The 17,409-nt window shown below is 64.3% G+C and carries 22 protein-coding genes; 8 read left to right on the top strand and 14 right to left on the bottom strand.

Annotated features, from left to right (window positions below; translation table 11 throughout):
* Window position 1: 1 nt before the first annotated feature.
* The 3 genes from ABG82_RS01590 to ABG82_RS01580 all read right to left on the bottom strand — a co-directional run bounded on the left by ABG82_RS01590 (window position 2) and on the right by ABG82_RS01580 (window position 2,729).
* On the bottom strand, window positions 2-1,108 hold the full coding sequence (locus ABG82_RS01590; RefSeq protein ID WP_043079866.1) for an ABC transporter ATP-binding protein: 1,107 nt from the start codon (window positions 1,106-1,108) through the stop codon (window positions 2-4).
* A gap of 4 nt (window positions 1,109-1,112) precedes the next feature.
* Window positions 1,113-2,045 carry an ABC transporter substrate-binding protein gene (locus ABG82_RS01585; protein ID WP_043079831.1) on the bottom strand — a complete coding sequence of 311 codons (933 nt, stop codon included), beginning with the start codon at window positions 2,043-2,045 and terminating at the stop codon, window positions 1,113-1,115.
* Window positions 2,046-2,108: 63 nt separating this feature from the next.
* Window positions 2,109-2,729, bottom strand: a complete 621-nt coding sequence (locus ABG82_RS01580; protein WP_043079832.1) for a TetR/AcrR family transcriptional regulator — start codon at window positions 2,727-2,729, stop codon at window positions 2,109-2,111.
* 59 nt (window positions 2,730-2,788) lie between these two features.
* On the opposite strand from ABG82_RS01580, the gene ABG82_RS01575 reads away from it, so the two are divergent.
* The 4 genes from ABG82_RS01575 (at window position 2,789) to ABG82_RS01560 (ending at window position 6,455) form a co-directional block, all read left to right on the top strand.
* Window positions 2,789-3,571, top strand: coding sequence for an SDR family oxidoreductase (locus ABG82_RS01575; protein ID WP_043079833.1), 783 nt, complete (start codon window positions 2,789-2,791; stop codon window positions 3,569-3,571).
* Window positions 3,568-4,650, top strand: a complete 1,083-nt coding sequence (locus ABG82_RS01570) for an NAD(P)H-dependent amine dehydrogenase family protein (protein WP_043079834.1) — start codon at window positions 3,568-3,570, stop codon at window positions 4,648-4,650. Before ABG82_RS01575 ends, ABG82_RS01570 begins: the two co-directional genes overlap by 4 nt.
* A 102-nt stretch (window positions 4,651-4,752) precedes the next feature.
* Complete coding sequence (locus ABG82_RS01565; protein WP_043079835.1) at window positions 4,753-5,133, top strand: LapA family protein; 381 nt, start codon at window positions 4,753-4,755, stop codon at window positions 5,131-5,133.
* Window positions 5,134-5,153: 20 nt separating this feature from the next.
* The gene (locus tag ABG82_RS01560; protein WP_043079836.1) at window positions 5,154-6,455 is read left to right on the top strand and encodes a threonine/serine exporter family protein; all 1,302 of its coding nucleotides are present in this window, start codon (window positions 5,154-5,156) and stop codon (window positions 6,453-6,455) included.
* Here ABG82_RS01560 and ABG82_RS01555 read toward each other — a convergent pair.
* Window positions 6,445-7,680, bottom strand: a complete 1,236-nt coding sequence (locus ABG82_RS01555) for an acyl-CoA dehydrogenase family protein (protein ID WP_043079837.1) — start codon at window positions 7,678-7,680, stop codon at window positions 6,445-6,447. The two genes, ABG82_RS01560 and ABG82_RS01555, sit on opposite strands and share 11 nt — an antisense overlap.
* 49 nt (window positions 7,681-7,729) lie before the next feature.
* Between ABG82_RS01555 and ABG82_RS01550 the strand changes: the two genes are divergently transcribed.
* Both ABG82_RS01550 and ABG82_RS01545 read left to right on the top strand, forming a co-directional pair.
* Complete coding sequence (locus tag ABG82_RS01550; protein WP_043079838.1) at window positions 7,730-8,413, top strand: SHOCT domain-containing protein; 684 nt, start codon at window positions 7,730-7,732, stop codon at window positions 8,411-8,413.
* A gap of 17 nt (window positions 8,414-8,430) precedes the next feature.
* On the top strand, window positions 8,431-9,102 hold the full coding sequence (locus ABG82_RS01545) for a histidine phosphatase family protein (RefSeq protein WP_043079839.1): 672 nt from the start codon (window positions 8,431-8,433) through the stop codon (window positions 9,100-9,102).
* On the opposite strand, the gene ABG82_RS01540 is transcribed toward ABG82_RS01545, so the two are convergent.
* From ABG82_RS01540 to ABG82_RS01520, 5 genes are all read right to left on the bottom strand, one after another.
* Window positions 9,099-9,611 carry a hypothetical protein gene (locus tag ABG82_RS01540; RefSeq protein WP_043079840.1) on the bottom strand — a complete coding sequence of 171 codons (513 nt, stop codon included), beginning with the start codon at window positions 9,609-9,611 and terminating at the stop codon, window positions 9,099-9,101. The genes ABG82_RS01545 and ABG82_RS01540 overlap by 4 nt on opposite strands.
* Window positions 9,608-11,479 carry an alpha/beta hydrolase gene (locus ABG82_RS01535; RefSeq protein WP_043079841.1) on the bottom strand — a complete coding sequence of 624 codons (1,872 nt, stop codon included), beginning with the start codon at window positions 11,477-11,479 and terminating at the stop codon, window positions 9,608-9,610. Before ABG82_RS01535 ends, ABG82_RS01540 begins: the two co-directional genes overlap by 4 nt.
* A complete protein-coding gene (locus ABG82_RS01530) occupies window positions 11,479-11,772 on the bottom strand; it encodes a hypothetical protein (RefSeq protein WP_043079842.1) in 294 nt (97 codons plus the stop codon). Before ABG82_RS01530 ends, ABG82_RS01535 begins: the two co-directional genes overlap by 1 nt.
* A gap of 66 nt (window positions 11,773-11,838) precedes the next feature.
* Window positions 11,839-13,428, bottom strand: a complete 1,590-nt coding sequence (locus tag ABG82_RS01525; RefSeq protein WP_043079843.1) for a GMC family oxidoreductase — start codon at window positions 13,426-13,428, stop codon at window positions 11,839-11,841.
* Between the two features lie 99 nt (window positions 13,429-13,527).
* Complete coding sequence (locus tag ABG82_RS01520; protein WP_043079844.1) at window positions 13,528-13,752, bottom strand: hypothetical protein; 225 nt, start codon at window positions 13,750-13,752, stop codon at window positions 13,528-13,530.
* 113 nt (window positions 13,753-13,865) lie between these two features.
* Here ABG82_RS01520 and ABG82_RS01515 point away from each other — a divergent pair, with 113 nt between their 5' ends.
* Entirely contained in the window at window positions 13,866-14,459 is a 594-nt protein-coding gene (locus ABG82_RS01515) for an acyl-CoA-like ligand-binding transcription factor (protein ID WP_043079845.1), read from the top strand.
* Window positions 14,456-15,007: a GNAT family N-acetyltransferase gene (locus tag ABG82_RS01510; RefSeq protein WP_043079846.1), complete on the top strand. Its 552-nt coding sequence runs from the start codon at window positions 14,456-14,458 to the stop codon at window positions 15,005-15,007. Before ABG82_RS01515 ends, ABG82_RS01510 begins: the two co-directional genes overlap by 4 nt.
* Here ABG82_RS01510 and ABG82_RS01505 read toward each other — a convergent pair.
* The 5 genes from ABG82_RS01505 to ABG82_RS28835 form a co-directional block, all read right to left on the bottom strand.
* Window positions 15,004-15,432 (bottom strand): SRPBCC family protein, encoded by a 429-nt coding sequence (locus tag ABG82_RS01505; RefSeq protein ID WP_043079847.1) that lies wholly within the window; start codon window positions 15,430-15,432, stop codon window positions 15,004-15,006. The genes ABG82_RS01510 and ABG82_RS01505 overlap by 4 nt on opposite strands.
* Before the next feature lie 340 nt (window positions 15,433-15,772).
* On the bottom strand, window positions 15,773-16,093 hold the full coding sequence (locus tag ABG82_RS01500) for a hypothetical protein (RefSeq protein ID WP_043079848.1): 321 nt from the start codon (window positions 16,091-16,093) through the stop codon (window positions 15,773-15,775).
* Window positions 16,093-16,236, bottom strand: a complete 144-nt coding sequence (locus ABG82_RS28510; protein WP_165589736.1) for a hypothetical protein — start codon at window positions 16,234-16,236, stop codon at window positions 16,093-16,095. Before ABG82_RS28510 ends, ABG82_RS01500 begins: the two co-directional genes overlap by 1 nt.
* Entirely contained in the window at window positions 16,233-16,487 is a 255-nt protein-coding gene (locus ABG82_RS01495; protein ID WP_234708102.1) for a hypothetical protein, read from the bottom strand. The genes ABG82_RS28510 and ABG82_RS01495 overlap by 4 nt, the downstream gene beginning before the upstream one ends.
* 5 nt (window positions 16,488-16,492) lie before the next feature.
* Window positions 16,493-17,182: a hypothetical protein gene (locus ABG82_RS28835; RefSeq protein WP_131726378.1), complete on the bottom strand. Its 690-nt coding sequence runs from the start codon at window positions 17,180-17,182 to the stop codon at window positions 16,493-16,495.
* Window positions 17,183-17,409: the final 227 nt, after the last annotated feature.

The raw sequence follows: 17,409 nt of genomic DNA, 5'->3' as shown, positions 1-17,409 counted from the left end.
CTCACCGCTGTCCGTTGCGGCGCTGCCGGTCCAGTGCCATCAACACATCGTCACCACGGACGCCGCCGCGGACGCGCCCGTCGGTATCGACCGCCACCCCCAGTCCGCACGGCGAGGACAGCGCGGCGTCGAGCGCCTGCCGCAGGGTTCCGTCCGGAGCGAACAGTGAGCCTCCCGCAATCACACTGTCATACAAAGACTTTCCCGATCGGTAGACAGCCACGCCGGCATCGTCCATCCACCCGTACGGAGTGCCGTCAGGATTACAGACAAGTACCCAGTCACCTGGCGCGATGGTGAGATCACCGATCTGCGGCTCACGTACCTGTCTGATCTCATAGAGCGGCACCTCACTCGCCTCATGAAACTGTAGGCCTCGATAGCCGCGGTCGCGCCCGATGAATCCGGCCACGAAATCACTTGCCGGATTGGATAACACACGTTCAGGCTCATCGTATTGCTGCAGCACACCGCCGGGCCCGAAGACCGCCACCTTATCGCCCAGTTTGACGGCCTCGTCGATATCGTGTGTGACGAAGACGATGGTCTTGTTGAGCTCGGCCTGGAGTCGTTGCATCTCGGCCTGTAGGTCGTCGCGCACGTTGGGGTCCACGGCGCTGAAGGGTTCGTCCATCAGCAGGATCGGCGGATCGGCGGCCAGCGCCCGTGCCACCCCCACACGCTGCTGTTGGCCTCCGGAAAGTTGCGCCGGATACCGGGTGGCCAGTTTTGGATCGAGCCCCACTCGCTCGAGTACCTCGAGCGCGGATTTCCGGGCCGTGCGCCGGGATTCGCCGCGCAGCACCGGCACAGTGGCCACATTGTCGATAACGCGCTGGTGCGGCATCAGACCGGCGTTCTGAATGACATACCCGATGCCCAACCGCAGTTTGACTGGGTCCACCGTCCGGACATCCGCTCCGTCGACGGTCAGCACACCCGAGGTGGCGTCGGTCATCCTGTTGATCATCCGCATCGAGGTGGTCTTGCCGCATCCCGACGGCCCCACAAACACGGTGAACGATCCCTTGTCCACGTGCAGGTTGAGATCGTCGACCGCTGTGGTCCCGTCGGGGTATTGCTTGGTGACGTTCTCGAAGGTGATCAAGCGGTCACACACCTATCGGTTTGTCGAAGCCCTTGTCCGTCAACCATTTCTGTGCCGCTTCCTTGGGGTCGACACCATTGTTGCCGGATACCGCCGCGTTGAGGCCGGTGAGGTCCTGGGTGGTCAATCGCGCCGACAGCGCGTCGAGCACCCTCTTCAATTTCTCGGACTTCTTCTGCGCGTTGACCAAGGGCACCAGATTGCCCGCCGGAAAGGTGAACTTGGGATCAGCCAAAACCACCAGGTCATGCTCGGCGATCGCCGGCGAGGTGCTGAAGATGTTGGCCGCCGTGATGGTCCCGTCCACCAACGCCCTGACCGTCGCCGGGCCGCCGCCGTCACTGATGGCTACGAACCGCGACTCTGGGATGTCCAAGCCGTAATTGGCTTTCAGCCCGGCCAGACCGACGCTGCGATGCAGGAATTCCGAGGGCGCCCCGACCTTCACTTCCTGCGAGTGCGCCGCGAGGTCGCCGATGGAACGCAGATTCCACTTATCCGCTGTCGCTCGGGTGACGCACAACGTGTCGGCATCCGATGCCGGTGACGGAGCCAAGATGTCCAAGTCGCCATCCAGCCTGCGCAGCAGCGCAAGTTCAACGTCATCGGGTTTGGTAGCGGTGGCTTCCGGATCGAAGTAGCGCAGCAGGTTTCCGGTGTAATCAGCGATGAGGTCGATCGAATGGTCCTTGACCGCCGGGATGTAGGTTTCCCGGCTACCGATGCCCAGCTGCTTGGTGATGTGAAAGCCATTGGTCTGCAATATCTGCGCATACAGCTCGGCTACGGTCTTTGATTCGGGGAAGTCCGCCGAGCCGACGATCAAGGTGTTCAGATCGCCCGAAAGCGGGCCTCCACCCAGGGGATTGGCGCTGCCGCAGCCACCGAAGACAAACGCCGCCATGACGGCAGCGAGCACTCGTGCGGCCCTGCGCATCCTCCGACAGTAACCGGGCAACCGTTCACCCGCCTGGCATTGCCGTCAGGAAGATTGCGGTGGCTAATCGGATGGCTGGGCGGCCCCGGGGCTTTCACCCGGCCCTGCCAGTAGCTCTGGCAAATATTTGATCACAGCCTCCGCCTGCTCGCCGGGTAGCAATTGCCGGGCGAGCATATTCGCTCCGATGATCATGAACATGACCGCGTTGGCCCGGTCCTGCGCGTCCTGCTGATCAACCTCGGGACGCTGCGCGCGCATCACCCGTGACAGCAGTTCGGCACCGGTGGCGCCGAAGCTGCCCCACAGGGCCTGCCCCAGCTCGGGATCGGTGCGCATCTGGCCCAGCAGGCCGGGCGCCGCCGCGATGACATCGGGACGCTGAAACAGTTCGGCTGTGTACGAGCAGGATTGGCGGACCCAATCGCCAACCCCCGCGGCGGCACTCATCTCCTGAGTGGGAGCCGTCCACCCGAACACCGCCTCGAACACCAGGTGCGCACGAGACGGCCACCGTCGATACAACGCCGGCTTACCAACCCCGGCCCGATCGGCGATCGCAACCATGGTGGTGGCCTCCCACCCCTGCTCCGTCAGGAGCTCGCGCGCGGCAGCAAGCGCCTTGGTGTCGATGTCGGTGCTGCGGCGGCGGCCCCTGCCCAGAGGCATCTCGTCGGTACTCATTGCAAATATCGTAACACTGTGTAACGTTGAGGCGTGGGTCACAGACAGAAGGGCGGCCGATGACAGGGCTTCTTTCCGGAAAAACGGTGGTGATATCCGGTGTGGGTACCGGGTTGGGGCGCGAGGTCGCGCTGAAAGCGCACCAGGACGGCGCGAAGGTGGTGCTCGGCGCCCGCACTCAAGAGAACCTCGAAAAGCTGGCCGCCGAACTGGATGGGTCGGGCGGTACCGCCGCCTGGGCGGTCACCGACATCACCGACGCGTCCGCGTGCCAGGGCCTCATCGACACCGCCGTCGAAAAGTTCGGCGCGGTGGACACACTGGTCAATGTCGCTGCCAAGGAGGACGTGTTCGGCGGTATCGAGGGCGCGGATCTGGCGCAGTGGCAGGCCATGCTGAACACCAATGTGGTCGGCACGCTGCAGCTCGTTCAGGCCGCCGTACCGCAGCTGAAGAAACAGGGCGGATCGGTCGTCTTCATCGGTTCGCAATCGGCCTTCCATCCACAGTTGCCGCAGTCCGCCTACGCGACGTCCAAAGGGGCCCTGCAGAACGCGATGTACCAGCTGGCAAAGGAGCTGGGGCCGCACAAGATTCGTCTCAACATGGTGGTACCGACGTGGATGTACGGGCCGCCGATTCAGCTGTATATCGGTCTGGTCGCCCAGCAGCGCGGCATCACTCAAGAGGAAGTGCTAGCCGAACTGACCGCCAAATTTCCGTTGGGCGAGATGCCCGCCGATGAGGACGTCGCCGACGCGGTGGTGTTCTTCGCATCCGACCGGGCCCGGATGGTGACCGGGCAGACACTATTCGTCAACGCAGGAGAGTTTTTCGCATGAGCGACAAGTATCCCGTCATCGTCTGGGGCACAGGAGTTGTCGGCAAGCTGGTGATTCGCGAGCTACTGGACCATCCGGTCTTCGAGCTGGCCGCCGTCCTGGTGCACGATCCGGCCAAGAACGGCGTGGACGTCGGCACCCTGGTCGGTGGCCACCCGGTCGGGCTGGCCGCCACCACCGATATCGATGCCGCGCTGGGCACCGAGGGCACCGTCGCCTACTTCGGCCCCACCGCGCAATACGCGTTGGAGAACATCGACAACATGTCCCGCGCGCTACGCAGCGGGCACAACGTGGTCTCCACCGCGATGACGCCATGGGTGTACCCGCAGGTGTGCCCGCCCGAGATGCTCGCCGATATCAAGCAGGCCTGCGACGACGGTCAAACCTCCTGTTTCACCACCGGAATCGACCCGGGTTTTGCCAACGACTTGTTCCCGATGACGCTGCTCGGCGTAGGTGGACGCGTGGATTCTGTGCTGGTACAAGAGCTTCTCGACTACCAGTACTACAACGGCGATTTCAGCACCCCGATGGGCCTTGGCGCCCCGATGGATCAGCCGGCGGTGCTGGAAATCCCCGAGGTCCTGATCCTGGCGTGGGGGCACACGATTCCCATGATCGCCGATGCCGTCGGGGTGAAACTCGACAAGATCGACACCGTCTACGAAAAGTGGGCCACTCCAAGCGAGATCAACTACGGGGCCGAGCCCAACACCGGCACCATCGCGGCGGGGCATTGCGCTGCCGTGCGGTTCGAGATCCGCGGCTGGGTGGGCGGTGAGCCCAAGATCGTGATCGAACACGTCAACCGGATCACCAACGACACCGCGCCGCACTGGCCGCGAGCGCAGTCCGTGGACAACGACGCCTACCGCATCGAAATCAAGGGCAGCCCGAACATCACCCAGGAGACCGTCTTCCGTGATGAGCGCAGCGGCGACGGAGCCATCGGCGGCTGCCTGGCTACCGGAATGCGAGCCATCAACGCAATACCAGCGGTTATCGACGCTAAGCCAGGCTTCCTGACGCCGCTGGATCTTCCTGTCATTGCGGGCCGAGGCACTATCCGCGCCTGACCTGCGTGGAGGGTCGGCCTTTCGCGGCGGCAAGTTGGTCTCTTCCGCGAAAGCCGGCCTCCTACGCTTGCAATCATCGCGGATGTAGCAAATGATGAACTCATGACCAGTGACCCCGGTACGGCACCGGACTCTCCGGTTGCCGACTCATCAACCGAAATCCCTGTCGGGGAGCAGCCGCCCCTGCCCGCGAACTCCGTGCCCACCAGACCGAAGAAAAAAGAGGACGCGGTCACGCGGACTCGCGCGGCGGCCACGTGGACCGGCGTAATCCTCGGCCTGCTCATCCTGATCCTGCTGCTGATCTTCATCACTCAGAACATGAACCCGGTCACCACGACGTTCCTGGCCTGGCACCTCAATCTCCCGTTGGGAGTGACGGTGCTCATCGCCGCCGTCGCGGGTGCGCTCTTGACGGCACTGGTGGGAATCGTGCGCATTATTCAGCTCAGGCGTGCCGCGAAGAAGAACCTGCGGGCCTGACCGCCGACTAGAGTCGGCGCATGACAGCGCTGCCCCGGCGTGGACGCGCGCTGGCTCTTGTCCGCAAGACCCTCAAGGACAAGCCGGTACCGCTGGCTGACGCGAAGAGTTTCCCGGACGCCGAAGTGGTCACCATGCTGCGCATGCTCGGCATCGCGATGCTGGAGGTCGGCCAGCCCACCAACCTGGTGCTCGCCAAATTGCATGACATCGCACCGCAATACACCGACAAGGAGCTGCGGGCGGTCGTACTGCCGACCGTGCTGATCATCCAGATCGACGGTGTCACCGGGCAATTGGAAGTCGAGGAGTCCACCCGCAACACCGCGCAGTTGGATCAGGCCGGCCACATCGACGCCATCGCGGATATGGCTGTCGCCGGCGCCATCGCACCCACCGACGCGATCGCGCGGATCTACCAGATCAGATGTCTGAAGCCACGTTTCGGAGCCCTCGTCACCGTCATGGGCCACACCATCCTGACACTCGGCTTCGGGTTGGCATTGGCTCCCACATCCTCGGCTCTACCCGCATATCTGGTGCTGGGCCTGATCGTCGGCGTGCTGATGCTGGCGACCAATCCCATGCCCACCCTTGCCGCCACCATGCCGGCCGTCGCCGCCTTCGTGGTGACGGTGATCAGCACGTTCATCGTCGCGAACGTGCCCAGCGAGGGGCTGGCACGCGTGCTGGCCCCCGCCTTGATCGCGGTGTTGCCCGGCATGACGCTGACCATCGGCGCACTGGAGCTGACCAGTACCCAGCTGATGGCGGGTTCCACCCGCATCGTGTACGGAATGGCGCAGTTGATGCTGCTGGCGCTGGGTGTGGTGATCGGCGTGAAAGTCGCTGGACCACCGGAACCTTCGCCGCTGGGCCCCCCGCTGGGCAGTTGGACGATCGCGCTGGCGGTGCCGGTGATCGCCGTCGGGTTCTACCTCTATAAGTCAGCGCCGCGTGGATCGCTGATCTGGCTGGTGTTGGCCATCGGCGTCGCCATGCTGGGGCAACGACTCGGCGGCTTGTTCCTTGCCCCCGCGATGACGGGCTTCATCGGAGCGGTCGCTGTTGTTCCCTTCGCCCTGTTCGCGGCCCGGTTCAAGGGCGCCCCGTCGGCAATTGTGTTGTTACTGGCCGCCTTTTGGTGCCTGGTACCGGGGGCGCTCAGTTTTGTGAATGTCAGTGAGGTGGCCGCGACAGGTCATGCCAATCTCACCGCGCTGCTGGACACGTGCATGGCGATCTTCTCGATCGCGCTCGGCCTGTTGGTGGGCGCGAGCCTGCATCGCGGCATGCGCTACGCACTCACCGTCACTCGCTAGCGTATTTCGCCAGTTCGATGCGGGCGACCACGCCCCGATGCACCTCGTCGGGGCCATCGGCCAACCGCAACGCCCGCGCGTTGACCCAAGCAGCCGCCAACGGGAAATCATTGGAAAGTCCTCCGCCGCCGTGGATTTGGATTGCCATATCAATGACCTGCTGGGCCATGTTGGGGGCAGCGACCTTGATCTCGGAAACCGCCGACAGCGCGCCCATGATGCCCACGGTGTCCAACAGCCACGCCGCATGCAACACCAGTAGCCGCGTCTGGTTGATCGCGATGCGCGCGTCGGCGATGCGCTCACGGTTTCCGCCCAAATTGACCAAGGGTTTTCCGAACGCGGTGCGATCCAGCCCGCGTCGGCAGGCGTGCTCCAACGCCACTTCGGCCAGGCCGATCAGCCGCATCGCATGATGCACCCGACCCGGCCCTAGCCTGCCCTGCGCGATCTCGAATCCCTTGCCCGGCCCCGCGATGAACGCATCAACCGGGAGCCGCACATCCTCGAACGAGACCACGCCGTGCCCGCCGGGCTCATCGTAGAAGCCCATGGTGGGCAGCATTCGTTCGATGGTGACGCCGGGGGTGTCCACCGGGACAAGCACCATGGAGTGGCGTGCGTACCGGTGCGCGTTGGGGTCGGTCAGCCCCATGAAGATGATCACCTTGCAATCGGGGTGGCCGACACCGGTGCTCCACCATTTGCGCCCGTTGATCACCACCTCGTCGCCGTCGATGACAGCGGTGGCCGCCATGTTCGTGGCATCCGAGGACGCGACGTCGGGTTCGGTCATGCAGAAGGCCGAGCGGATATCGCCTTCCAACAGCGGTTCGAGCCACACCTCTTTCTGCTCTTGACTGCCGTATCGGTGCAAGACCTCCATGTTTCCGGAATCCGGTGCATTGCAATTGAATACCGTGGGCGCGAACAATGACCGGCCCATCTGCTCGGCCAACGGCGCGTACTCGGAATTCGATAGCCCGCCACCCAACGCGGGATCGGGCAGGAAGAGGTTCCACAGACCCGCGGCACGAGCCTTCGTCTTCAGCGCATCCAGCCCGGAGGGGACCTGCCACAGCTCGGCGGTCGTGCCTGCGCGTGCACCCAATAACTCGTCGTGGTGGGCCAGCACCGCGCGCTCCACCGGCATGATTTCCCCGTCGATGAACTCGCGGACGGCGGTGGTCAGTTCGGCGGCACGGGCAGACGGGGCGAAGTCCATCTGTCCGATGCTATGAGGTACGGGCGCGGCGCGTGACAGACTTCGCCGCATGAGTCGGAGCCGCATAGGCCTGCTGGCACTCAGTGCTGTAACGGTATGCGGTGTGGCGGGCGTGATCGCCACGCTGATCCTCAATGTGTTCGTGCTCGACAAATTCGACGCCTACGGCGAGGTGAGAATTCCGGGCACCACACAGCTGGAACTACCCGCCGGCGAGGTGACCGTCAGCTTCCACTCCTGGGTCTCGGGCGACAACGGACTGCCCATCCCCCAGCTCGGCATGTCGATCTTTCCACCGGCCGGACTGGCCGAGCCCCAGGTACGCGAGAGCATCGGGGGCTCCACAACGGTCAACGGAGATGCGCACCGGCGGGTATGGGTAGTGCAGATCCCGGCCACCGCCACCTACGACGTGCAGGTGGACGGGGATATCAACGGATTCGTCAACCCACGCCTCGCATTCGGGCACGGTAGCCCTTACTGGTATCTGACCTGGCTTTTCTCCGGGCTGCTGGGAGTCGCGATGCTCGGTTGGATCGCATACGTGCTGGCCCGATCGCGAACCGGTCGCCCCGCGCCAGCTACGGCCCCACACACGGCAAGCCCCCACTTCCCCACCGACGACGGTGTGCGCATCGAACAGTTGAAGTCTCTTGCCGCCCTGCGTGATTCCGGTGCGCTCAGCCAAGCCGAGTTCGAGGCGGAGAAGCGCAGGGTCCTCGATGGTGACTAGTCGATACGATTCCTTGCATGGGCGTCATTTACCTGGTCCGGCACGGTCAGGCTGCCAACTACTCGAGCAGCCCCGATAGCCCGCTGACCGGCACCGGGCAACGGCAGGCCGACACCGTGGCGGCCGAACTCGCGCGGCGCGGCCTCGGCGGCGTCCGGGTCCTGCACGGCGGCATGAAGCGGCAACGCCAGACCGCCGAGGCGATCGCGCTGGCATTGGGGAGTGCGCCGCAGCAGGACGACCGCTGGGACGAATACGACTACAAGGAGATCGTCGGCAACGCACGGATGCGCCGGCTGGCATCGGTCAGCACCGTCAAGAGCCTCGCTAAGGGAAACACCCAGGCCATCCTGGAGGATGGCCTGGCACAGTGGGCAAGCACCGATTCGTCCGGCGAATACGCCGAGAGCTACACCCGATTCCAACAGCGAGTATTGGCCGCCATGGCCGACGCCACCGCACTCGACGGCGACACCGTGGTGGCCACCTCGGCCGGTGTCATCGGCATGATCGTCGCGGACCTGTGGAGCGGAGACGTCTCGAATTGGCTTACCGCACAACGTGTAGTAATCAATTCCTCGATCACCTCACTGGTCAACGGTAAGCGTGGGGTGAGCCTGCTCGCCTTCAACGACCACACCCACCTGATCGGTGATGGCGGCAATCGCGATCTGGTGACCTACCGCTAGCCTTCGTTGGCGCAGGGCGACATCACGGTGACCTCGAACAGATCTCGCCCGCCCGCTGTGGTGTAGGCCCGGGCGCCCACCACATAGCCGCGCGCGTCGTGGTACGTCTTGGTGTTCGACGGTTCCGGGTCGGGCCGGGTCCATGGCTGGCGCTCAAATCCCTGAGCCGCAAGCGAATCCAATCGTCCCATGGCACCATTGATCAACTCTTGCCCAGGGTTGTCCACCCACCACTGGCGGCGCACCTTCCACGGCGGCCCATCGCTCATCAACGATTCCTTGTTGGTCAGGCAACCGACCTTCTCCACGCGATCCGGGCTGGGATCCACCTCCTGCCCGGAGACGAGCGAAACGTAACCGGCGGTGATCCGCGCGGCTTCGGTGACCGTCAACGTGATGGGTTGCATCGTGTCCTCACTTGTCGTTTTCGTCGACCCGGTGCCCGGTCCTTCGCACGCGGTTGCCGACGCGAGCGCCAGCAGAGCCACAATCGTTGTCAGAGGCCTCATTTCACCTGAATTCTCTGGCCGTGTTCCGGATGATCGGTCACTCTCGGGTTGTCCCAGGGGTGCTGGCGCCGGTCAACGGTTCCCGGATCGTCCCATGGGAGATTGGGCACCTTGGCGCCTGCCGCCGCACGTGATTGGTCCCACGCCTCGGCCCGGAAGTTTCCGTCATCGCCGACATTGATGTCCACGTAATTCGTCTGGATGCCCCGCTCCACATACGCCGTCGCCTCACCGCCGCCGATCACTGCGGCGATGTTGTGGAAGGCATCCGAATTCGGGTCATCCCAATAGCTTCCGTGACCATCGGGGCCCACGATGACCTGATTCGGATGCTTGCCGAATTCCCCGTAATAGCCGGTGTCGAGCCGCGTCACACCGGGGATCTTGTCCGGGTCGGTCGCCGACGGCAGTCCGCCCAGCGGGTTGCCGACCCGTCCTTCCACGTTGTGCGGTATCCCCGGGATCTGGTCCACACCAGGGATATCGGAGAGCCGCACATCACGCGGCAGGGACTGCACGAGCGCGATCGGATCGCCAGGTGCCGTCATGGAGTAGCGCTGCACATTGGGATTCGGGTCCGTGTACCCACCGGGCAGAATGCCCGTACCCGCCGACGACGCGTGCAGAATGCGGTCGGCACGCAGCCCCATCTGCTCGGCCGTTCCCACGATGGCGCCACCGTACGAATGCCCCACGTATGTCACCGGTGTTCCCGGCGCGTTCTGCCCCACCGCCCGGTCCACCTCATGACCGAAGTCGACCAGCTTCGGCGCCATCGCCGCCGCGTAGGAGGGATCGGCCGCCTTGTCGAGCCCCTGGGGGAAATCGCCGCCCAGATACAAGAAGATCGGCGATCCGCTCTCCTTGGCCAGCTTGACCGCCGACTCGTGGTTGGAACCGCTCCCATTGAGGTTGGTGTTGGTACCGGGGACGATCACTCCGACGCCGTTGATGCCCGGCTTGATATCGCCGATCATTTCGATCATGCGGCCGTTGCCCTGGGTGGAGAACATGACGTACTTGCGGTCCACCAGGTAGTCCCCTGGACCGGCATCGGCGGGCCGGGTGACCAACGGATCTTCCATCGGTTTGAGCATGTCTTGCAGCTGGTTCACCCTGGCCTGATCGGGTGGTTGTTTCTGTAGTTCGTCGCTGAGCGCGTTGCGGATGTTGATCTCGTTCGCCGCGATCCTGGTGTCGAAGGGAACCCCGTCGCTGTTGCCCATCACCTCGGGGTTGGCGATCACCATGGCGTCCACAACGTCCGGGGACAGCGTCGCCAAAAAGGCCGCACGCTCGTCGGGACTCATCTTCGCGACACGGTCCACCAACGCGTCGGGATCGACCCGTTCTCCCGACGGGAGCGTGACGTCGGGTTGCCCGTCGCGCATCTTGTCCAGGTCGTCGGCGGCTTCCCGAAGCTTCTTGCCGTACATGTCGTCCAGGCGCGCGAGCTCGTCGAGACCGGACTGGATCCGGCGCTGGTGATCGGCGGCGGCCTGAGCCTTCTTGGCATCGGGATGACTGACCTCGCCGGTATCGGTCACCGTGAATCCCTCGGCGATCGCGCCATCCACGTCCTGCAGGGTGAAGTCCTTGGCGTGTTTGAGGGTCCGCGCGGCGTCCTCAGCGTCATCGGAAATGCGATTCAACACATTTCGGACCTCACGGCCGTGATCGAGTTCCTGATCGACCTTGATCTTCGCCGCATCATGCGTCTTGCCGTACCAGCCCGAGGCATCGTTGAACACCCGGTCGCAGGAGTCCAGCGACGCGTCCAGAGTCCGCGCGTTGTCGCGTGCCGCGTCGGCGGCCTTGCCGAGCGCGTCGAGATTCCAACCGCGCAGTTGGCTGATGGTCGGGCGCATCAGCGTGGCTTGAGCGCGTCGAAGGAACTTGCCGTCGTCACGTCCTGGGTCGTCACGTTGGCCGAGAAGGTATCGACCAGACCAGCCATATCGGAGAACCTGCGGGCAATCGACGACATCGCCTTGATGCCGGGCGAGGCGGTATCGCGGATTGCCGCGAGCACCTCGCTGCCCGCTCCTGAGGCATCCTCGAATGCCGACCAGGGCATGTCGTTGATGTGCAGGGTCTCGCCCAGCCATGTCTTGGAAATGGCCGCAAGCTCCTCGGTGCGCACACCGAACGGATCGGTCATCGTTCCCCTCCGCTAACTCCTAGCTGCAACTTTATCGAGTTAGACGTTCGCGGACGAGATTCGGTTTCACCGTTGTGGAGAAAGTATGAGATCTGCCGCCTTCTCACCAAGCAACACCGACGGAGCGTGGGTGTGCCCGCGGATAAGGCTGGGGATCACCGATGCGTCGACTACTCGTAACCCCTGCACACCGCGGACGGCGAGTTCCGGGGTCACCACGCTGGCCTCGTCGGCACCCATCCGGCAGGTTCCCACCGGGTGATACAGCGTGTGCGAATTGTTCTCCAAGGCGGCCACCAGTGTCGCTTCCAGATCAGCACTGGGATTGCGCGGCCGCAGGATCTTGCCCAGTACCGCACGCATCGACGGGGTCTCGGCAATGCGTGCGGTGGTCCGCAGCCCGAACATCATGGCGGCGCGGTCCCGTCCGGCGGGGTCGCTCAGGTAACGCGGGTCGATGCGCGGCTTGGCCAGCGGATCGGCTGAGGTCAGGGTGATCTCGCCGACGCTTTCCGGCTTGAGCAGGATGGGACCCATGACAATGGCGTGCTCCGTGGCCTCGCCGAGACCCTCATCGAAAAATGGTGCGGGCGCGAAAATCAGCTCCAGATCCGGCAGGGCGAGGTTGGGATGACTGCGTAAGAACCCATACGCTTCACCGACATTCGAGGTGAGCATGCCGCGGTGCCGCAGGAAGTAGTTGGCCAGCTGCATCGGCTTCTCCGCACCGTACAGCGAGTCCGCCTCCACCGCGTACCCCACCGGACAGCACAGATGATCGAGCAGATTCTGGCCCACCTGCGGGGCATCATGAATGACCGGTATTCCCAGCTCGCCAAGACGTTTGGCATCGCCGATTCCCGAAAGCATCAGCAGTTGAGGCGAATTGATAGCGCCTCCGGACAGGATGACCTCGCGACGCGCATGCACGGTGTGCGTGATGCCGTCGCGCACGTACTCGACTCCGACGGCGCGCGTGCCGTCGAACAGGACCCGGCGTACCTGAGCATCGGTGACAACGTTCAGGTTGCGCCGCCGCAGACCCGGCTTCAGATAGCCGTCCGCGGTGCTCCATCGACGGCCACCGCTCTGACACACCATGGTCTCCGAGAATCCCTTGGGTTCAGGAGTATTGGCCCGTTCAACATCAAACCCGGCTTCCTGGACCGCCTCCAGCCAGGCGGCGGTGCTGGATCGCGGGCTGCGCTGCTTGGAGATCTTCAGCGCGCCGTCGGTGCCCTCGTCGCTCTCAGTCGCACCTTCCACCGCTTCGATGCGCTTGAAGTAGGGCGCGATATTCGCGAACGACCATTGCTCACCGGCGACGGCGGCCCAGTCGTCATAGTCGGCCGCAAAGCCTCTTACCCACATCATCGCGTTCATGGACGACGAGCCGCCGAGCGTCTTTCCTCGGGGCCAATAGATTTGGCGGTTGTTCAGCTGGGGCTGGGGCTCGGTGAGGTAGTCCCAGTCGACGTCGCTGCGGAAGAGCTTGGAAAACGCGGCGGGAATATGGATTCCCATGTCCTTGTCCTTGGGTCCTGCCTCCAGCACCAGCACCTGGTCGTCGGTGCGTTCGGAGAGCCGGGTGGCCAGCGGTGCTCCCGCCGATCCCGCGCCCACAATGACAAAGTCAGCAGCCAGGTCCTCAACCATGATGGGGACGGTAGCGGACTGGACACCATGTGGGACAGCTTCTGGTACGTGGCGTCCCACTTGTGGCGGCCACGGCCGTCTCACCGCGGTCCCCTGCGTCTACGGGTACACCCGGTAGCAGTTGGTCCCACCGATGCCCAGCACGTACACGGTGTCACAGCGCGTAAAGCTGCCGTCGGACCCGAAGTCAGACTCGCAGGTACCGCCGCCGTTTCCCCACACCACGACCTTGCCGCACGGCGCCGCGGAGGCGGGGCCGGCCAACGCGACGCTTCCAGCTGCCAAAACCGCAGCGACACCCACAGTGGCTAGAAGTTTCCGCATGTCAGTTGCCTCTTCTTGATGCTCCCGGCCTCACCTCGATGCCGGATATACACCTAGAACGCTTCCGCTTTTGGAAAAGTTTCCTCAATTGGAAGGTTTGTTACCATGGCCACATGCCATCGACCAGCGGCCTGCGCGAACAGAAGAAGTCAGAGACCAAGCTGGCCTTGAGCCGGGCCGCCCTCGAGCTGGCGCTGGACCGGGGAGACCTGGCGGCGGTGACGGTCGACGACATCGCCGACGCGGTGCGCGTCTCGGCACGCACCTTTCGCAACTACTTCACCAGCAAGGAAGACGCCGTGCTGTTCTCGCTGCGCGGCATCGAGGACCACGCCGTCACACTGCTGCGGCAGCGCCCCGACGATGAGCATGTCGTCGACTCACTGGAGGCCGTCATGCTGGATCTGGCCACCTCCGAGGCGTTCAGCACCACCGTGGCCGTCACCCGGTTATCCGCGCAGAATCCAGGCCTGGCAGCACATGACGCCGCCCGCTCCGACGACGTGGGGACCGTTGTACTCACAGAAGTCAGCCGGCGTACCGGGCTGGACCCCGATGTGGACCTGTATCCCCGCCTGGTCTGCAATGCCTCTTACGCGGTCCTGGCGACGGTCATCCAGCTCGCGGTATCCGATTCCGCGCTCTCCAAAGACCCCGGAGCGCTTGTCACTCAGGGTTTTCAGCGACTGCGTGACGGACTGGCATGACGGTGCGCGCCCAGCGGATCGACGCCGGTGCGGTGGTGCTGCGCAAGGCGTGTGACGCCGATCGCGACGGACTGATCGAGATCATGACGGATGCCGGGGTACGCGCGTACCTCGGCGGGCCACGGCCCCGGACCGATGTGGAGAGGTTCCTCGACGAGCGCGGTCCGCATGCGGCGACCGCGGCAGCCGGGGCCTTCGTGGTGGCTGACAAGTCCGACGACAGCTTCGCCGGGACCATCACACTCGACCGCAGACATTCAGAGCTTCCCGGCCACGTGAGCGCCGCCGCAGACGAGCTGGAGCTGTCCTACGTATTCCGGCGGGACTGCTGGGGCAGAGGTTGGGCATATCAGGCCGCCACCGCGCTGCTCAGCGCCGCTGCCGCCGCACTCCCCGACCAACCGGTACTCGTCGCGACCCAAAGCGCCAATGCGCGATCCGTCAACCTGTTGCGGCGGTTGGGGTTCGAACCGGTGTCGACGTTTGTTCAATTCGACGCCGAGCAGATATTGGCCACCGCATCGCTGCACAGCCTGGGCAGGGGCTAGGGCCGCGGCCGGTTCAGGAGCTCGGCCACTCCGTGCAACTCCCATTCCTGGAGGTCCTTGACCGCACGCAGCAGCAGCCGCTCCCCCGGATCACTGGTGTCCACCCCCGCGTTCACGACGGTCACCAGGGTGCCGCCCTCGTGCTCACGGAACGTCGTATGGCGCTCCCACCGGGCCGGCTCCCCCTGCTGCGCCAGTGCCACCAGACTCGTCACCAACCGCGCGCAGGGCACCACGTCCAGGATCTCGATGTGGAAGGTGCCGCTGAAGCGGGTTCCCATGACGGGGATCGTCTTCAGTTCGAAGGTGGTGCCGACGGCGATCTCGGCAGCTTTCTCGGGTGATTCCCACCAACTGCTCGGGTTGAGGATCGCGTCCCAGACGGCCTGGGGCGGATGCGGGAAATACCGTTCAACCCGAGTCATCTACCCCGTCCTGCGGATAAGTGCGCCCGAAGGGATTCGAACCCCTAACCTTCTGTTAGTGGTCACCCAAAGTGCCTGGTCGCACACCATAGCATCAGCACGCTTGAATCGCGCTTGACCTGCGGAAAGTGTTAATGAACCGCCGCACAAATGTGCGAGTGGTCGGCGCATTTGCGCCCACTAAGCGCCCACCTGACAACCGATGGGCGGAAATGAACTCACCAGCGCGCCCCTCCACGAGCGCCGAGCCACCCAACCCCCTCGAATCCCCGAGAATCGCCCCTCACACGAAGAAACCCCCGACCGCTGACGGTCGGGGGCTCTCGGGGATACCAGAGGGCTAAATCACCCGCACCTCGCCTGTCGGCACTCCCCTGCGCTGCAACTCCCCCGACTCCCAGCCCTCGAATCGCTCGGCGTTCTCACAGTCCTGATCTGCGAGCGCTCCCGCACCCCGAGCACCGATGTCAGCCACCCGAGCCAGCTCCGTCAGCACTTTCCGTGTCTCCCCCAGCGCGTTCTCCAGCAGCTCCGCATGACCCGTCCGCATGCCTGCCGAGTTCACGACGGGCAGCCCCGCAGCCGCCTCCCGCGCCGACTGCGCGACGCCCCTGTGGACTTGGATGATGGGGTCGCCCGTCGTTGCGATTGTTGATGACATCACTTCTTTCCTTCCATGACATGTGTTTGATTGGGCACCCGAAGCCACTGGTCTCGCAGGGCTTCGACAGCCAGGGCACTCTTGGTGCGGGACTGTTCGACCAGCTCGGCGGCGCGCAGTCCGAGCGCTTCCTGGGCTCTCATTGACGCCCGCTCAGCAGGTTGTCGTACATGCCGAGGGCGAGGTCCAGCTCGAAATCGAGCAGCGCGCTGGACGCATCCCGCATTCGGCGATGCTCGTCCATCGCCTCCAGGAACTCCACGTGCGCTGTGGGACGGTTAACCCAATCCATCGCCTCGATGCACATGAAATCGGCGTCGATAGCCACGCGACGTTCCGCCGCGCGGGCGTACGCCGCCTGGATAGCCGCACTCTGCTTCGGTGCATACATCATTCCTCCTATGCTGCTTGCCTTTTCATGTCCGAAATGGACAGGTACTTCTCGCTGGCGTACACGGCTTCTCCCCAGCGTCCCTCGCTCATAGCCTCGGCGGCATCCGCGAGATACCAACGGCTCAACACCTCCCCGTACCCCGAGGGCTGGACACCGACCCACCTGCCAGCACGGAGCCGAGCGCTCTCCACATCGAGGTCAGAGCATCCCGCCGAGCCAATCGCTGCCCGTGCGAACATCCGCAGAGCCTCATCCGCCTCCACGTCACCACGACCGCGAAACACCTTGCAGGGCAACAGCTCTTCCGACTCGACCAACTCCTGGAACTGCTCGACCGACTGGCTGTTCTCGTCGGCGGGAACGGTGCTCAACAGAGCCTCTACATCCCAAGCTCGTGGGATGCGAGCTTTGAGTTTCTCCGAGACCATGAGAGAGCCCGACAGGTCGGGATGGGTTGGCGCACCTGGCATATCGGATAGCGGGGTCACCGCATCGGGCAGGGAGACGCCCGAGGGGTGAATGGATACCCCATCCGAGGTGACGTACACCAGCTTGGTCTCGAAGCCCCGCCGAATGGTCGCCACGGCGAGGGGTTGGGACCAGCCCGACGACTCGAACTCCTGGCGCAGCGTGGCGAGCACGCGATGCAGGTGCGCCTCGGACTCGGGCAGGTCAGCGATGAATAGTGCTGACATAACGGGGGTCTCGGGCTTCGGGACTTCCACGCCAGGAGACAAGCCGTACGTCCGTTGAATCCACCCGAGGTCGGCGGCGGGGCTACGAGGTGGGGCGGTCTGCTGAGGGGCAGCGGGCGATGGGGCTGGTGTCCCCTGGGGTGCGGGTGTTACGGGCTGCGTGGCAGTGGGCGTGCCGAGACCCCCTCCGCCGATTGGACTGAGCCCTGGAGCCACGGGAGTCACGG

The organism is Mycobacteroides immunogenum (genome assembly GCF_001605725.1).
GTDB classification, from domain to species: Bacteria; Actinomycetota; Actinomycetes; order Mycobacteriales; family Mycobacteriaceae; genus Mycobacterium; species Mycobacterium immunogenum.
The sequence above is the reverse complement of the archived record's forward strand: the minus strand, read 5'-3'. Positions and strand labels throughout refer to the sequence as shown.

Coding starts and splice junctions, on each gene's coding strand:
- ABG82_RS01585 (WP_043079831.1), bottom strand. CDS start 2,045: ATGCGCAGGGCCGCACGAGTGCTCGCTGCCGTCATGGCGGCGTTTGTC.
- ABG82_RS01580 (WP_043079832.1), bottom strand. CDS start 2,729: ATGAGTACCGACGAGATGCCTCTGGGCAGGGGCCGCCGCCGCAGCACC.
- ABG82_RS01575 (WP_043079833.1), top strand. CDS start 2,789: ATGACAGGGCTTCTTTCCGGAAAAACGGTGGTGATATCCGGTGTGGGT.
- ABG82_RS01570 (WP_043079834.1), top strand. CDS start 3,568: ATGAGCGACAAGTATCCCGTCATCGTCTGGGGCACAGGAGTTGTCGGC.
- ABG82_RS01565 (WP_043079835.1), top strand. CDS start 4,753: ATGACCAGTGACCCCGGTACGGCACCGGACTCTCCGGTTGCCGACTCA.
- ABG82_RS01560 (WP_043079836.1), top strand. CDS start 5,154: ATGACAGCGCTGCCCCGGCGTGGACGCGCGCTGGCTCTTGTCCGCAAG.
- ABG82_RS01555 (WP_043079837.1), bottom strand. CDS start 7,680: ATGGACTTCGCCCCGTCTGCCCGTGCCGCCGAACTGACCACCGCCGTC.
- ABG82_RS01550 (WP_043079838.1), top strand. CDS start 7,730: ATGAGTCGGAGCCGCATAGGCCTGCTGGCACTCAGTGCTGTAACGGTA.
- ABG82_RS01545 (WP_043079839.1), top strand. CDS start 8,431: ATGGGCGTCATTTACCTGGTCCGGCACGGTCAGGCTGCCAACTACTCG.
- ABG82_RS01540 (WP_043079840.1), bottom strand. CDS start 9,611: ATGAGGCCTCTGACAACGATTGTGGCTCTGCTGGCGCTCGCGTCGGCA.
- ABG82_RS01535 (WP_043079841.1), bottom strand. CDS start 11,479: ATGCGCCCGACCATCAGCCAACTGCGCGGTTGGAATCTCGACGCGCTC.
- ABG82_RS01530 (WP_043079842.1), bottom strand. CDS start 11,772: ATGACCGATCCGTTCGGTGTGCGCACCGAGGAGCTTGCGGCCATTTCC.
- ABG82_RS01525 (WP_043079843.1), bottom strand. CDS start 13,428: ATGGTTGAGGACCTGGCTGCTGACTTTGTCATTGTGGGCGCGGGATCG.
- ABG82_RS01520 (WP_043079844.1), bottom strand. CDS start 13,752: ATGCGGAAACTTCTAGCCACTGTGGGTGTCGCTGCGGTTTTGGCAGCT.
- ABG82_RS01515 (WP_043079845.1), top strand. CDS start 13,866: ATGCCATCGACCAGCGGCCTGCGCGAACAGAAGAAGTCAGAGACCAAG.
- ABG82_RS01510 (WP_043079846.1), top strand. CDS start 14,456: ATGACGGTGCGCGCCCAGCGGATCGACGCCGGTGCGGTGGTGCTGCGC.
- ABG82_RS01505 (WP_043079847.1), bottom strand. CDS start 15,432: ATGACTCGGGTTGAACGGTATTTCCCGCATCCGCCCCAGGCCGTCTGG.
- ABG82_RS01500 (WP_043079848.1), bottom strand. CDS start 16,093: ATGTCATCAACAATCGCAACGACGGGCGACCCCATCATCCAAGTCCAC.
- ABG82_RS28510 (WP_165589736.1), bottom strand. CDS start 16,236: ATGAGAGCCCAGGAAGCGCTCGGACTGCGCGCCGCCGAGCTGGTCGAA.
- ABG82_RS01495 (WP_234708102.1), bottom strand. CDS start 16,487: ATGATGTATGCACCGAAGCAGAGTGCGGCTATCCAGGCGGCGTACGCC.
- ABG82_RS28835 (WP_131726378.1), bottom strand. CDS start 17,182: ATGTCAGCACTATTCATCGCTGACCTGCCCGAGTCCGAGGCGCACCTG.